This is a genomic window from Niameybacter sp. (genome assembly GCF_036655075.1).
In the GTDB taxonomy this organism is placed as follows: Bacteria; Bacillota; Clostridia; order Lachnospirales; family Cellulosilyticaceae; genus Holtiella.
On record NZ_JAVVQU010000023.1, the window covers coordinates 1 to 13,762 of the forward strand.

At 37.4% G+C, this 13,762-nt stretch carries 14 protein-coding genes; 6 read left to right on the plus strand and 8 right to left on the minus strand.

The features are described 5' to 3' along the window. Both RRY75_RS07855 and RRY75_RS07860 read left to right on the plus strand, forming a co-directional pair. A partial coding sequence (locus RRY75_RS07855) for a DUF3427 domain-containing protein (protein ID WP_332716266.1) occupies positions 1–1,607 on the plus strand: 1,607 nt, incomplete at its 5' end. Positions 1,608–1,660: 53 nt separating this feature from the next. Continuing rightward, positions 1,661–2,500 (plus strand): YfjL-like protein, encoded by an 840-nt coding sequence (locus tag RRY75_RS07860; RefSeq protein WP_332491095.1) that lies wholly within the window; start codon positions 1,661–1,663, stop codon positions 2,498–2,500. Positions 2,501–2,845: 345 nt separating this feature from the next. Here the strand turns inward: RRY75_RS07860 and RRY75_RS07865 are convergent, their stop codons facing one another. Both RRY75_RS07865 and RRY75_RS07870 read right to left on the minus strand, forming a co-directional pair. After that, entirely contained in the window at positions 2,846–3,505 is a 660-nt protein-coding gene (locus RRY75_RS07865) for a FusB/FusC family EF-G-binding protein (protein ID WP_332491093.1), read from the minus strand. A gap of 201 nt (positions 3,506–3,706) precedes the next feature. Continuing rightward, positions 3,707–3,985 (minus strand): CD3324 family protein, encoded by a 279-nt coding sequence (locus RRY75_RS07870; protein ID WP_332491091.1) that lies wholly within the window; start codon positions 3,983–3,985, stop codon positions 3,707–3,709. 356 nt (positions 3,986–4,341) lie between these two features. Here RRY75_RS07870 and RRY75_RS07875 point away from each other — a divergent pair, with 356 nt between their 5' ends. The 4 genes from RRY75_RS07875 (at position 4,342) to RRY75_RS07890 (ending at position 7,309) form a co-directional block, all read left to right on the plus strand. After that, positions 4,342–4,869 (plus strand): GNAT family N-acetyltransferase, encoded by a 528-nt coding sequence (locus RRY75_RS07875; protein WP_332527732.1) that lies wholly within the window; start codon positions 4,342–4,344, stop codon positions 4,867–4,869. 33 nt (positions 4,870–4,902) lie between these two features. Continuing rightward, on the plus strand, positions 4,903–5,640 hold the full coding sequence (locus RRY75_RS07880; RefSeq protein ID WP_332528192.1) for an NAD-dependent protein deacylase: 738 nt from the start codon (positions 4,903–4,905) through the stop codon (positions 5,638–5,640). 14 nt (positions 5,641–5,654) lie between these two features. Beyond that, positions 5,655–6,260 (plus strand): YczE/YyaS/YitT family protein, encoded by a 606-nt coding sequence (locus tag RRY75_RS07885; protein WP_332527730.1) that lies wholly within the window; start codon positions 5,655–5,657, stop codon positions 6,258–6,260. A gap of 296 nt (positions 6,261–6,556) precedes the next feature. Then, complete coding sequence (locus RRY75_RS07890; RefSeq protein WP_332491083.1) at positions 6,557–7,309, plus strand: exodeoxyribonuclease III; 753 nt, start codon at positions 6,557–6,559, stop codon at positions 7,307–7,309. 161 nt (positions 7,310–7,470) lie between these two features. Here the strand turns inward: RRY75_RS07890 and RRY75_RS07895 are convergent, their stop codons facing one another. From RRY75_RS07895 to RRY75_RS07920, 6 genes are all read right to left on the minus strand, one after another. After that, on the minus strand, positions 7,471–8,892 hold the full coding sequence (locus RRY75_RS07895) for a pyruvate carboxylase subunit B (RefSeq protein WP_332527729.1): 1,422 nt from the start codon (positions 8,890–8,892) through the stop codon (positions 7,471–7,473). A gap of 13 nt (positions 8,893–8,905) precedes the next feature. After that, entirely contained in the window at positions 8,906–10,081 is a 1,176-nt protein-coding gene (locus RRY75_RS07900) for a sodium ion-translocating decarboxylase subunit beta (protein WP_332491079.1), read from the minus strand. 28 nt (positions 10,082–10,109) lie between these two features. Next, positions 10,110–10,481, minus strand: coding sequence for a biotin/lipoyl-containing protein (locus RRY75_RS07905; protein WP_332491077.1), 372 nt, complete (start codon positions 10,479–10,481; stop codon positions 10,110–10,112). A gap of 15 nt (positions 10,482–10,496) precedes the next feature. After that, positions 10,497–10,769 carry an OadG family protein gene (locus tag RRY75_RS07910; RefSeq protein ID WP_332491075.1) on the minus strand — a complete coding sequence of 91 codons (273 nt, stop codon included), beginning with the start codon at positions 10,767–10,769 and terminating at the stop codon, positions 10,497–10,499. Positions 10,770–11,090: 321 nt separating this feature from the next. Beyond that, positions 11,091–12,203 (minus strand): DEAD/DEAH box helicase, encoded by a 1,113-nt coding sequence (locus tag RRY75_RS07915; RefSeq protein ID WP_332528194.1) that lies wholly within the window; start codon positions 12,201–12,203, stop codon positions 11,091–11,093. Positions 12,204–12,384: 181 nt separating this feature from the next. Then, the gene (locus RRY75_RS07920) at positions 12,385–13,725 is read right to left on the minus strand and encodes an MATE family efflux transporter (RefSeq protein ID WP_332491071.1); all 1,341 of its coding nucleotides are present in this window, start codon (positions 13,723–13,725) and stop codon (positions 12,385–12,387) included. Between the last annotated feature and the right edge of the window lie 37 nt (positions 13,726–13,762).

Genomic DNA, 13,762 nt, shown 5'->3' on the forward strand with positions numbered 1-13,762 from the left:
TTGAATATGGACTAAGTAAAAATGAAGAGAGAAAGATGATTGCTCAGTTAGCCGATGAAAATCATTGTGATTTTATCAGTATGCAAATAGAGAAGCATCGTCCTCAAGGGAAGCTTAAAGCTTTAGCATTTTGTAGAAATATAACCCATGCTCGAATGATGTGTGAGGGGCTACAAGACCAGTATCATACAGCCTATCTTACTGGAAAGAATAGTATTGGTGAACGTATTCGAGCATACAATGATTTGCAAAGCGATACATCTGATTTAGAAATTCTATTTACAGTAGATATTTTGAATGAAGGGGTGGATATACCAGGCGTAAACATGGTGCTATTTTTACGTCCGACAGAATCTTCGACGATTTTTATTCAACAACTAGGACGTGGCTTAAGAAAGTACAGTGATAAGCAATATGTAGCAGTGCTAGACTTTATAGGTAATAGCTATAAAAGGAGTGTTCAGATTGCATTTGCTTTAAGTAGTTTAGCAGAAAACTTTGTAGTAGAAAAAAGACTTATGGTTTCTCTTGTAAACAATAATTTTGAGGCACTAGGACTTACACAGTATGGTGTTGAAGTCAATATTGATGACTTAAGTAAAGAGGAGATTATAAGATATATCCAAGATGAGAACTTCAATAGTCTAAAATACTTGAAACAGGATTACTTTAATTTTAAGTCATACATTAATGCTGAGCATGCACCTAGTCATATGGATTATTTAAATAATGACTGTGCACCAGATATTTTGAGGTTTATCAATATTAAGATGGGTGGTAGAAAGAATTATTCATACTACAACTTCTTAAGTAAAATTGAAGAGCAAGGATTGCCTCTTTTTTCAGATACGCAAATAGCATTTTTGAACTACTTATCTGAGATGTTACCACTTGTTCGAATATATGAGTATCAAATCATGCAGTGTATTTTCAAGGAAACAACTAATTTAGAAGATATTAAAAAGAAACTTAGATGCGAGAACAAAGCATTCCAGGACATGCAATTTGCACATGCATTAAAATTTATGCAAGAGGCAGGGTATGTAAGGTGTGAAATGAATAGAGTAGTGTTACATGTAAAGCGGGATGATCAATTTGATGAATGGGTGATGGATTTAGTTACATACGGACTAGCACGTTATGAGATAGAGTATGGTGATGGGCAGGATTTTAAGTTATGGTCTAGTTATCGTAAAGATCAAGTGCAATTAAAACTTTGCAAAAATCCAAAACTTAATCAAAAAGGAACGTATGTGTATGATTATATTGTCTACATCTTTGCTTCTATCAAAAAGGATGCTAGCATTAGTGAACATCTAGATTATAAAGATAAATTTTTGCAAGATAATCTTTTCCAATGGGAATGCCAAGCTGGGCTCACCCAGATAGAACAACAGCAATTAATTCAGAGTAAAAAAGCCTATTTATTTATCCGTAAAGTAGAAAGTGAAAATGGAATGGTCTTACCATTTACTTTTGTAGGAACAGGTAAATTAACAAACCCAAGGCTTACAGAAAATGTGAAAGGTACGTTGTTGTTTGATATACCCATGGAGAATACACTTCCAGATTATTTACAGTTTGACTTTGGTTTAAAAATAGATTAATTCAATACATTATAGAGTTAATTTATATGGATTTAAAAAGGGAGAAAAAATAGATGAAAAAAGGGATGAAAGTTCTAGCAGGTGGAACAGCAGTTATTGTAATCGGCGGTTTATTATGGTTTGCCAATGGGTTTATGGGAAATCCTGTGTCAAAGGCTTTGGCGACTTATAATACAGAAAAATATATAGAAGCACAGTACCCGAATATGGGGTTAGAAAGAGAGGAAACCTTTTATAACTTTAAGGGTTCTAATTACTATGTCAGGATTCAATCACCCACAAGTATAGATACACATTTTTCAGTGCAGGTATCACCACTTGGAAAGATAGAACAGGATGATTATGGAAACAGTGTGATAGGTCGATGGAATACGTATAGTAGAATTGATGAAGGCTATCGATCCAGAGTAGAGGCTGTATTTGGAAGTGATGACTTTCCTTATGAAAGTGATATTGACTATGGGAAGCTTAGGGGGAGGATGACGACAGAAGAAATAGAGACAGACGAGCTACATTATCCTAACTATGGATTGATTATGGAAGACTTAGAATTAGATAGGGACTATGACATAGCTGAGCTTGGAAAAACAGCAGGACATATTGTCCTATATGTAGGAGATAAGGAAGTGAGTGTAAAAAGAGCATCTGAAATTTTATTAGATATAAAAAATATCTTAGACAGAGAACAAGTTCCTTTTTATGCTATAGATTTTGTACTTGAACAATACCGAGAAGAAGATGAAAAGCCCAATCCTAATGGTGAGGCAGTTAGGATTCAGGAGTTCTTATACAGTGATATTTATGAAGAGGATTTAGAGCAGCGTATAATGGAGAATGCTGCAGTGTTAGAGGCATATTATAAGGAGCAAGATGCTAAAAAAATGCTGAAATAACTGAATATAAAGCATCATCGATTGAGTAGAGGAAAGCATATAAAAAGCGATACAATTACTTGGGTTTCAGCTGTTTCTGGGATACTTAAGAAGAAGGCGTCGCCACCTAACATAGGATGATTAAAGTGAGGACGTAAGACCTTCAATGTCACAGCCTCAGTGTTAGATATCCAAATGAAACAACTCACAGGGATAGATGTGGCAAAGATACTAAGGCAGACCAATCAAACCACGATTATTATTTTTATTACAGCTGAGGATTGGTTTAGCGTCATGATTATTATAAAGTTATAGGGATGATTCTATGCGTACTAGAATTTTGATAACAGTTAAAAGATATGAAACTTATTTAATTTGACACACATCTTTTAACAGATTTTCAAGTTTTTCAGCAGAAGTAATACGGTCGTTACACTTTTTGCTATCTAAACATACATCAAAACTGATAGATCGATAGGCACCTGCATCAGAGCTAGTAGCTTTGCAAACAGGGGAAACACAAGCTACTTCTGTCTCATCACCTACATAGTGGCAAAGGGTGCATATATGTTTGTTTTTAGAATTAGAGTTGGGAAGTCTACAGGCCATGCCTACAAGTTTGTCATTTATAGGGTAAACAATAAAAAGTTTGCGAATAGATTCATCTATCCAACTGAGATACACATGAGGGGTATCTTGAGCATCTGAATCAGGCATTTTGATTTTATGTTCCTTTTTAAAGAGTTTACTAATCTGAGCATTGGTGATAGGAGCCATACCATATACATAGCCATCTAATTTTTTGGTATAGCTATCAATATCTAGAGCGGTTTGAAGTGTGTTGATATCGATAAGGGTTATTTGCTCTTCGGTAAGTGCTTCAAAAAGATTGAAGATTTGATCGCGGGTAGAAAGCTTACAGGTTTCTACTATATTTTTGTCAGTACAACATTTGAAAGTAGTGTTGAGGTCAGATAAACATTTTTTAATAAAGTTATAATGTTCTTTTTTGATAAAAGTGTCCATTAGATGATGCACCCCATTTCTCATATTTTTATTGTTTTAGTAGTCTAAGCGATAAAAAGATGATTCCTATTACTTAAATTGAAAGTAATAGGAATCATCTTTTGCGTTATCATCTATTCTAGTTACTTTCATTAGATTATCTGAGTCAATGATAGCATGACTTTTTAAAGCGGTGCAATCTAATAAATAGTTCTGTAACAACTATGAGCAGCACTGCTTTTCTTGTGTAAGTATTCTGCGGATACTCTGTTCGGATAAGTAGTACATTTGAGCAAGTTTATCTACAGTTATTCCCATCAAGTGCCTTTGATAGATTTCACTATTTCTCACTTTTAGGTTACATTTGGTGCCACTTGCTTCACCCCATGCCTTGTGATTTTCAGCCTTTCTAGGAATATAGAGATACTGCCCATCTATATATTCTTGTATAATTTCAATTATTTCATCTGGTAACACGTCATGTGCTTTCCTATATTTCATTTCTTTACTCCTCCATATTTTTATAAATGGGTTATAGCAAAGAATACAAAAAGCTAAGTGTTACAGCGCCTAAAACATATAAGGCTTCTCAGCTAACTTAAGATAAATTAGGCTCCAAACAAAACATAGCTGACTTCGTTTTGTAGTCTTTGCAAGGAGCAAAGTGCTTTGAAGCTGAATGGACTATTGACATTCATAAAAACACCCCCAATACGTTAGTTTTATTATAGCATATGGCAAGGTGCTGTAAATAGGAGGGAGAAGAGAGAAATCCTATATTAGCATAAGAAAAGTTGAAAAACAATATAAAAATGGTTACAATAGGGAAAGAATACAGAAATAAGAGGATACATATAATGAAGCAAATTGAACGTGCCACATGGCAAGATGTAGAAGAAATCAGTAACTTATACGATGAGCTCAACGACTATCTTGCTACTCATACCAACCATGCAGGATGGCTCAAAGGGGTTTACCCTACCCAAGAAACAGCACAAGTGGGTATCCAGAATCAGGAATTGTTTGTGTTGCGTATGGAGGGCAAGATAGTAGGAACAATGATTTTAAACCATGATCAAGCAGAGGCTTATGAGGAAGGTCGTTGGCGTAAAGTGTTAAAGGAAGAAGAGGTATTAGTCGTACATACGTTAGCTATTCATCCAAGCTATGGTGGAAGAGGGATTGCTACAAGTCTCTTAAACTTTGCAAAGCTGTATAGTGCTGAGCAAGGGATCAAAGCCATTCGACTAGATGTTGCCATTAGGAATACGCCAGCTCAGGTACTTTATGAAAAGTGTGGCTATCAGGAAGTGGGAATAGTAGACCTTGGACTAGGTATACCAGAGTTAGTCTGGTTTAAGCTTTATGAACTCTTATTAAGTTAATGCAGTACAAATAATAAATCTAAAGGTGGTTACATGGATAAAGAAATAGAACAACTTAGTCAAATACTTAAATCTAGTCAAAACATAGTGTTTTTTGGAGGTGCGGGTGTATCAACAGAAAGCAATATTCCAGATTTTCGTTCAGAAAATGGCCTCTATAAAACTGCAAGTGGGAAGGGTTATCCACCAGAAACCATGCTTTCTTATAGTTTTTATAAAAGGCATCCAGAAGATTTCTATGCTTTTTATAAAGAAAAAATGATTTATCAAGATGCCAAGCCAAACAAGGCTCATTTAGCTCTTGCTACTTTAGAAAAAATGGGTAAATTGAAGGCAGTCATTACACAAAATATTGATGGATTACATCAGTTAGCAGGAAGTAAGGAGGTTTACGAGCTACACGGCTCTGTACACCGTAACTATTGTACAAAGTGTCATGCTTTTTATAACCTAGAAGCTGTGATGAGCCAAAAAGGTGTACCAATATGCAGTGTATGTAGTGGGATTATAAAGCCCGATGTGGTACTCTATGAAGAAGGCTTAGATGATGGGATAATTACAGGTGCTATTCGTGCTATTATGGAAGCAGATACTTTAATTATAGGTGGGACTTCTTTGGTTGTTCAACCAGCTGCAAGCTTAATTCATTATTTTAAAGGTAAGCATCTTATTTTAATCAATAAAAGTACGACACCGTATGACCATCAAGCCCATTTGGTCATTCATGAACCGATTGGCAAAGTATTGAGTGAAGCACTTACATTCATCTAGAAGGAGAAAACAGAGTGAAGAAATTAATTGTATTTTTTGGGGGACTTTTTGTACTACATCTGGGAGTAGCCATGCTTCTAGAACTGAATTTGGGGTCAGACCCTTTCACCTTATTTACACAAGGCATTGCGACAGCCTTACATATTACACCAGGTTGGGCGAATAGATTGATAGCCTGCCTCTTTCTTGGCATCTTATTTATTTTTAATCGTAAGAGTATTAAAATAGGGACCTTTTTATGTATGATTTTTGTAGGGTTTGCCATTGATATCAATCTTTTGCTTATAGCGCCATTACAATTACACAGTTATGGCTCTATTGTACGTATTGTACTGTTTATGGTGGCATGTGGCATTATTGGAATAGGATTCCCGATACTTAAATGTGCAGATTTAGGTATACCACCTAATGACTTAATGTACTTTATGTTTATGGAAAAGCTCAACAAACCTTATGGCAAAGTACGTATGGTATGTGATGGTTTATTGACTATCGTGGGGATTTTTTTCGGTGGCATAGTAGGTGTTGGAACAATCATCTGTATTTTGCTGATTGGCCCTATTGTACAATTTTGTATGCCAAAAGTAGAAAAAGTATTACAACCTTTTTTACAAGGATAATAAGAAGACTGTCACCAAGTGTTTTGGAGACAGTCTTTTTTTATGGAAGCATCCACAGCTGTGCTTAATATAGAGGATAAGTTATCAATAAAAAACTAAATTGTGCATAATTATATAAAACATTAGATGAAAAAAATAAAAAAGATGAAGGACATGAAGAATATAAAAAGGATTTTAGTCAAAAGATGGTTAATGATATAATGAAAGAGGTTGTATTCAGTCTTGTAATGATTCTACGCAAAGAAGGTAAGAATAAATTGACGAGATAAATGATAGAACGGACAGGAGGATAACAAATGAAATGTGTTTCATGGAACGTTAATGGACTAAGAGCCATTGTGCAAAAGAACTTTATGGAATTTTTTAATGAGGTAGACGCAGACATTTTTTGTCTGCAAGAAACGAAGATGCAGGCTGGTCAATTAGAGTTAGACTTACCAGGTTATCACCAATATTTTAACTATGCCGAGAAAAAAGGCTATTCAGGAACTGCTATTTTGACAAAAGAGAAGCCAATAAGTGTGACACTAGGGTTAGACATCCCTGAACTAGATACAGAGGGAAGAGTGATTACACTAGAGTTTGAAAGTTTCTACTTTGTTACAGTGTATACACCTAATGCTCAGTCAGAGCTAGCAAGAATTGAGTTTCGTATGAGATGGGAAGATGCTTTTAGAGCGCATCTTGTGGCATTGGATGAAAAGAAACCGGTTATAATCTGTGGGGACTTAAATGTAGCCCATCAAGAGATAGACCTTAAAAATCCTAAGACCAATAAAGGCTCAGCGGGATTCTCAGATGAAGAACGAGGAAAGTTTACAGAGCTTCTAGAAAGTGGATTTACAGATACTTATCGTTACTTTAACCCAACTCAAGAGGGGGCCTACACTTGGTGGTCTTATCGTTTTAAGGCCAGAGAGAAAAATGTAGGATGGCGTATTGATTATTTCTTAATCTCTAAACGCTTTGAGGCTCAGATTGAAGCAGCGACCATTTATCATGAGGTAATGGGATCTGACCACTGCCCAATAGGAATAGAGATGAAATAGTATAATATAAAAGAGGGGCACTACGTAAGCGTAGTGCCCCTCTTGACGTTGTGGAGGGAAGAGCGTGTATGGATTGGCTGCCACCGTTTTCTGTACCTTACAGATAGGAATGGGGCAGGAGTACTAGGGGAGTGGGCTATCTCGAGGGGGGATAAGTGGTATTACAGGGATAAATCCTGGACGTAGAGGGTGCGCACTTTGGAAACGGAGGGGACTTCGGGAGTAGGTTGCAGGGGAGGGGCATCTCTTACTTGGAAGAAAGTTTGGGCCACTTTTGGGAAGAGAGCATAGCTTAATACGTCTTCTTCAGAGTGAGCGAGAGCACCTGCTTCTTGTCGGTAGTGTTCAAGTTCAGGCTGGAGTAGATCAGCTGGGCGACAAGTAATGAGAGGGTCATTACCAATGGCTTTATTTCTTACATCAGCATTGATGGGAGCGGGTACTTTGCCATACTCACCACGAAGGAGTCCTTTAGATTCTTTGGTGAAAATCTTGTAGCGTTCGCCAGAAAGTACATTGAGAACTGCTTGAGAGCCAACAATTTGACTGGTCGGTGTCACAAGTGGTGGGTAGCCAAAATCCTGTCTAACACGAGGGATTTCTTCTAAAACTTGATAATATTTGTCTTCGGCTTTTGCGTCTTTGAGTTGAGAAATTAAATTGGAGAGCATTCCACCTGGCACTTGATAGAGTAAAGTATTGGTATCTACAGACAATACTTTAGGGTCTAAGAAACCTTCTGATTTAAGCTTTGCAGCAACACCTCGAAAGTGGCGGGCTGCCTCCGTAAGTTTTTCAAGTGAAAGGCATGTATCATAGTCTGTGCCTTTAAGGGTTGCAACTAAAGATTCTGTAGCAGGCTGAGAAGTCCCATTTGCCAGAGGGGAGAGGGCACAGTCTACAATATCTACGCCAGCTTGAATGGCTAGGAGATAGGTCATATCCCCTGTGCCAGTCGTATTATGAGTATGGAGATGAATAGGAATAGATAAATTTTCTTTGAGACGTCTTATAAGGTTATAGGCTTCAAAAGGAAGAAGAAGGTTCGCCATATCTTTAATACAGAGTACATCGGCACCTTTTTTCTCCAATTCTACAGCTAATTGAACAAAGTAATCTTCATTATGAAAGGGACTTGTGGTATAGCTGATGGCTGCTTCGCAAATACCACCATACTCTTTGACACATTTCATAGCCATTTCCATATTACGCACATCATTTAAAGCATCAAAAATACGGACCACATCAATCCCATTTTCAATAGATTTCTTACAAAAAGCATCTACTACATCATCGGCATAATGTTTATAACCTAATATATTTTGACCCCGCAAAAGCATTTGAAGTTTTGTGTTAGGCATATGTGACTTAAGGGTACGCAGCCGCTCCCATGGGTCTTCGTTTAAAAAGCGCATGCAGGCATCAAAGGTTGCACCTCCCCAGCATTCAAGTGACCAGTAGCCTATCTCATCTAATACTTTGCAAGCAGGGAGCATATCTTCTGTGCGCATACGTGTAGCAGCTTGAGATTGATGAGCATCTCTTAAAATAGTATCCGTAATATAAACTGTTTTTTTCATCATTTAACGCCTCCTTTTAACCAAAGAGTGCAAGTAAGACACCTGCAGCAATAGCAGAACCAATGACACCTGCTACATTAGGACCCATAGCATGCATCAACAAGAAGTTACCTGGATTTTCTTTTTGCCCCACAACCTGTGAAACACGAGCTGCCATAGGTACAGCAGAGACACCAGCAGAACCAATAAGTGGATTAATCTTATTCTTAAGAAACAGATTCATCAGTTTAGCCAGTAGCACACCACCAGCAGTACCAATAGCAAAGGCAGTTACACCCATAACGAGTATTTTGAGTGTAGAAAGACTTAAGAAGGTAGAAGCTGTTGCCGTTGCACCCACAGATACCCCGAGGAAAATAGTCACCACATTAATCAAACCATTTTGGGCCGTTTTGCTTAAACGCTCTACAACACCGCACTCTCTAAACAAGTTTCCAAGCATTAAAGTACCGACTAAAGGTGTAGCAGAAGGCACTAAAAGAGCAATAAAAATAGTTACAACAAAAGGAAAAACGATTTTTTCCATTTTAGAGACTTTACGGAGTTCACGCATTTCAATTTGGCGTTCTTTCTTAGTCGTTAAAAGTTTCATAATAGGAGGCTGGATAACAGGCACAAGTGCCATGTAGGAGTAAGCAGCTACTGCAATAGGTCCAAGTAAGTGAGGTGCAAGTTTAGTCGTTACAAATATAGCAGTAGGACCATCAGCACCGCCAATAATACCAATAGAACTCGCTTCAGCAGCTGTAAAACCTAAATACTTTGCGCCTACAAAGGTTAAGAAAATACCGAGTTGAGCAGCAGCGCCTAAGAGCAAACTTTTAGGATTAGCAATTAATGGGCCAAAGTCAGTCATAGCACCTACTCCTAAGAAAATAAGACAAGGATAAATACCTAATTTGACACCGAGATAAAGAAAGTCTACAAGACCTGGTGTAAGCCCAGACTGACCACCAAACAAATCCCAATGGACAAAGCCATCGGCAAAGAGAGCTTCGTGGAACATCTCGGCACCGGGTAAATTAGTCAATAACATACCAAAAGCAATGGGCAAGAGTAGAAGGGGTTCAAAGCCTTTTACAATAGCTAAATAAGCCAAGAAGCAAGCAATACCTAGCATAATCAGTATTTTAGGGTCTTCCACAAGAAGATGAAATCCAGTTTGCTCTAGAAAGTTGATAAGGGTTTCCATACTATGTACCTCCTTTTAATTTTAACTCTCATTGAATTTGGCAAAGGAGGGTGCCAGATTCTACTGTTAATCCCTTTGTCGCGAGAATAGCTATAACTTTTCCATCTTTAGGGGCAAGAATTTCATTTTCCATTTTCATAGCTTCAAGAACCATTAAAGTATCGCCTTTCTTAACAGTACTACCTACAGCACAGTTGATAACTAAGAGGGTACCAGGCATAGGACTTGTAATGTTAAGGATAGAGGTATTAGTTGTAGGTAAAGGTTGAGGGGGTATAGGGGGAGAAGCAGAAGTGATAGGCGTAGATGCCACTGGCATTGCAGAAGGGGTGCTGTCATCTAGAAGTTCGATAATGATTTCATAGTCCGTTCCATTTACATTAACTTTGTACTTTTTCATGATTTGACCTCTTTCTTATAATTTTTTAATGGAAAGAATGCGAATACCTGAAACCGCTTCACCTAAGTCCTCTGCAATGGCACAGGAGACAGCTGCAACAAATTCTTGGCGATTAGGGATAGAGTCAGGTGCAACAGCAGTGGGTAAAATAGGGGGTGAACTACTCTTGGTGTGCTCCAGTTTTTGACACAGGAAGCTCATCAGTTGGCAAAGAAGAATAATGCAAATTAAACTAATAAATACAGTACCCATGCCCATTAGGCATACAAAAATATTTGAGGGCTCCATAAGACATCTCCTTCAAGATAAATTAAATTTAAGATAGAAAAGATCCCTATAAGAGGGTGTGAATAGCCTGTCAAAGTAAAGTTGGTTTATAATAAGAATAAGTCAAAAGAAAGGACCGAGTAGGCATCATGAGAAGTCGTGCTATAGTCCCTATATAGTATGAAAGGTTTTCCGAAAAATAGAACTAAACGCAAAATTAGTTTTTTGACTAATCATAAGTAGACAGATAACGGTATAAGAAAAAGGGAGTAGTATAGATGCTAAAATGTTAGAAAAGGTCAGCCTAAACATCGTAAGATGTATAGGCTGACCTTTTCTTATTTAAATCTCTTGAATATGAATGCCAAGTTTTTTCTCATATTCTTTAACTGTAGATAAATCTTTTGGTGTTAAGATAGAAACAGAAGTTCCTTTGTTGTTTCCTCTTGCACAACGTCCAGCACGGTGAAGGTAATCGTGGGCACTTGGTGGTAAGTCCATGCTGAATACGTGAGTAATATCTTGAATATCTAGACCACGAGCAGAAAGGTCAGAAGAAACAAGCACTTCTAATTTGCCACTTCTAAATTGGTCTAAAGTTTGTTTGCGTTGTTCTTTTGTTTGAGCTCCGTAAAGGCCACCAACACGCTTGCCGTGGAAGGTAAGTTTGTCTACAGCGACTTCAACTTCATGGTTGTTGTTGAGGAAGACTAAAGATTTAGTTGGATTTTGACCATTAATAAGCTTGCGTAAGGTCTCAAACTTTTTGCGGAACTCTGTTAATGCATAAAAATGAGTAATGTTTGGATTTAAAATCGTTTCATTACAAGCATTGAGCATTTCAGGCTCTTTCATAAATTCTTTAGCAGCAGATAAAGTGAAAGGATTGATTGTCGCTGAAAAGAGCATAATTTGTGTATCTTTCATCACTGCTTTAATTATATCTTTAACAGGATGACTTTGGTTTTTGTCTAATAGGTTATCTGCTTCATCTAAAACGATAGTTTTAATGGTATGGGCAGTTACCTTTTTTTGTTTAATAAGGTCTAGCACACGACCTGTTGAACCCACAAGAATGTGAGGCTTATTTTTTTTAAGCTTTTCAACTTGTTTGCCAATGTTCATGCCACCCATAACAGTAAGACTTGTCACACCTGCGTTAGAACCTTCGTTAAGGAGTCTAATTTGCTCTTGAATTTGCATAACGAGTTCATGAGTAGGCGCTAAAATAAGGGCCTGTGTTTGTCTTAAGTTGGGATTAATCTTCTCAAAGAGAGGAAGTAGGAAGGCAAGTGTCTTTCCGCTTCCTGTATGTGCCTGTGCAATAAGGTCTTTGCCTTCTAAGGCCATAGGTAAAACCAAAGTTTGAATGGGCATAGGTGATGTAATATTTTGTTTTGAAAGGCCTTCTACTAAAGACTCAGAAAGTCCTAAAGCCTGAAATGTATTTTCCATTGTTGTGTGTACTCCTAGTTTCAAAGTTTTTACTAAGTCATATTATACACACTAACGTCAAGTTGTACTAGGGAAAGGACGTGTTTATTCAAAAAAACGTCCAAGTAAACTTAAAAATCTCTCATAAGTGGCTCTGTGAAAGCCTTATGAGAGATTTTTTGATTTTGATACGCAATTAAGTTTAAGACTCTTCAGTTTGCAACTTTTTAAATGAGCGTCTAAAGAGATATAAAGTATAGATTAAGGTAACAGCTTCACTAAAGAAGACAGTCAGCCAGATGCCTGCATCACCTAGAATAGAAGGTAAGAAAACAATACCAACTATAATGAATGCCATTCCACGAAGGAAGGAGATAAGTGCAGAAGTTTTGGCATCTTCAAGCGCTGTAAAGTAAGCTGAACCTAAAATGTTAATGCCGTTGATGAGGAAGGCTAAGCCATAAAGCTTAGTGGCCCATACAGTCATCTCAATAAGCTCAGGATCATTTGGTGCAAATAGCAGGATAAGTGGCTTTCCAAAGAGGAAGAGTCCCCCTGTGCAGACGATACCAATCATCAACATAACCTTAAACGCTAGGCGATTCAGTTCAATAATACGGTCACTGTTTTTTGCCCCATAGTTATACCCTGTAATAGGTGCAATACCTGTAGCAATACCAAGGAGCAAGGCTACAACTAATGAAGTCACATAAGAAATAATGGAGAAAGCTGAAACACCTACTTCACCCATTTTAGCCAAAAGCACAATGTTAAAAAGATAAGTAGAAAAAGCCACTGCCACTTCAGTTAAGGCCTCAGAAGACCCATTATAGAAGAATCGCCCTATTTTCTTAAAATCTATTTGGCATCGCGTAAAGTGCAAAATATTACTCTTCTTGAAGTAAGGGAAAAAGGCCACAAAAAAAGACACCATAAAGGCGAGTCCAGAAGCAAGTGCAGCACCAAATACACCCATACCCCATACAATGACAAATACATAGTCAAAGAAAATATTTAAAACAGACCCAATGACATTACAAAACATAGAGTAATTAGGTTTACCCATATTACGAATACCATTAGCAAGTAAGCCTCCACCTGTAAAGACAGGCACAAAAATACAAAGAATGACTAAGTATTCTTTGACCATAGGCATTAAATCATCTGTAGCACCTAAGGCTCTACAAATAGGTTCTAAAAAGATAATTGTAATGACTGAAACAGTAATAGATAAAGCCATTAAAGTATAGAAAGCTAAACTAAAGGTCTTGGAAGCTTCTTCAGTTTTGCCTTGCCCAATTTCAATAGCTACGATGGTATTAGCACCTGCAGATACCATGATACTAATGGCCATAGCAATACTAAAAAATGGCATAGCAATGTTAATAGCAGCTAGGGCACTAGGTCCCACAGCTTGTCCTACAAATATACCATCCATAACAATATAAATAGAGAAGAAAAGCATGGCAATAACACTAGGAATAGAATATTTCAAGAAGAGTTTCCCAATGCGCGCGGTTCCAAGTTCTAAAGTATGATCCATCTGATAACCCCCTTTGATAAAAAATGTCGTATCTAAC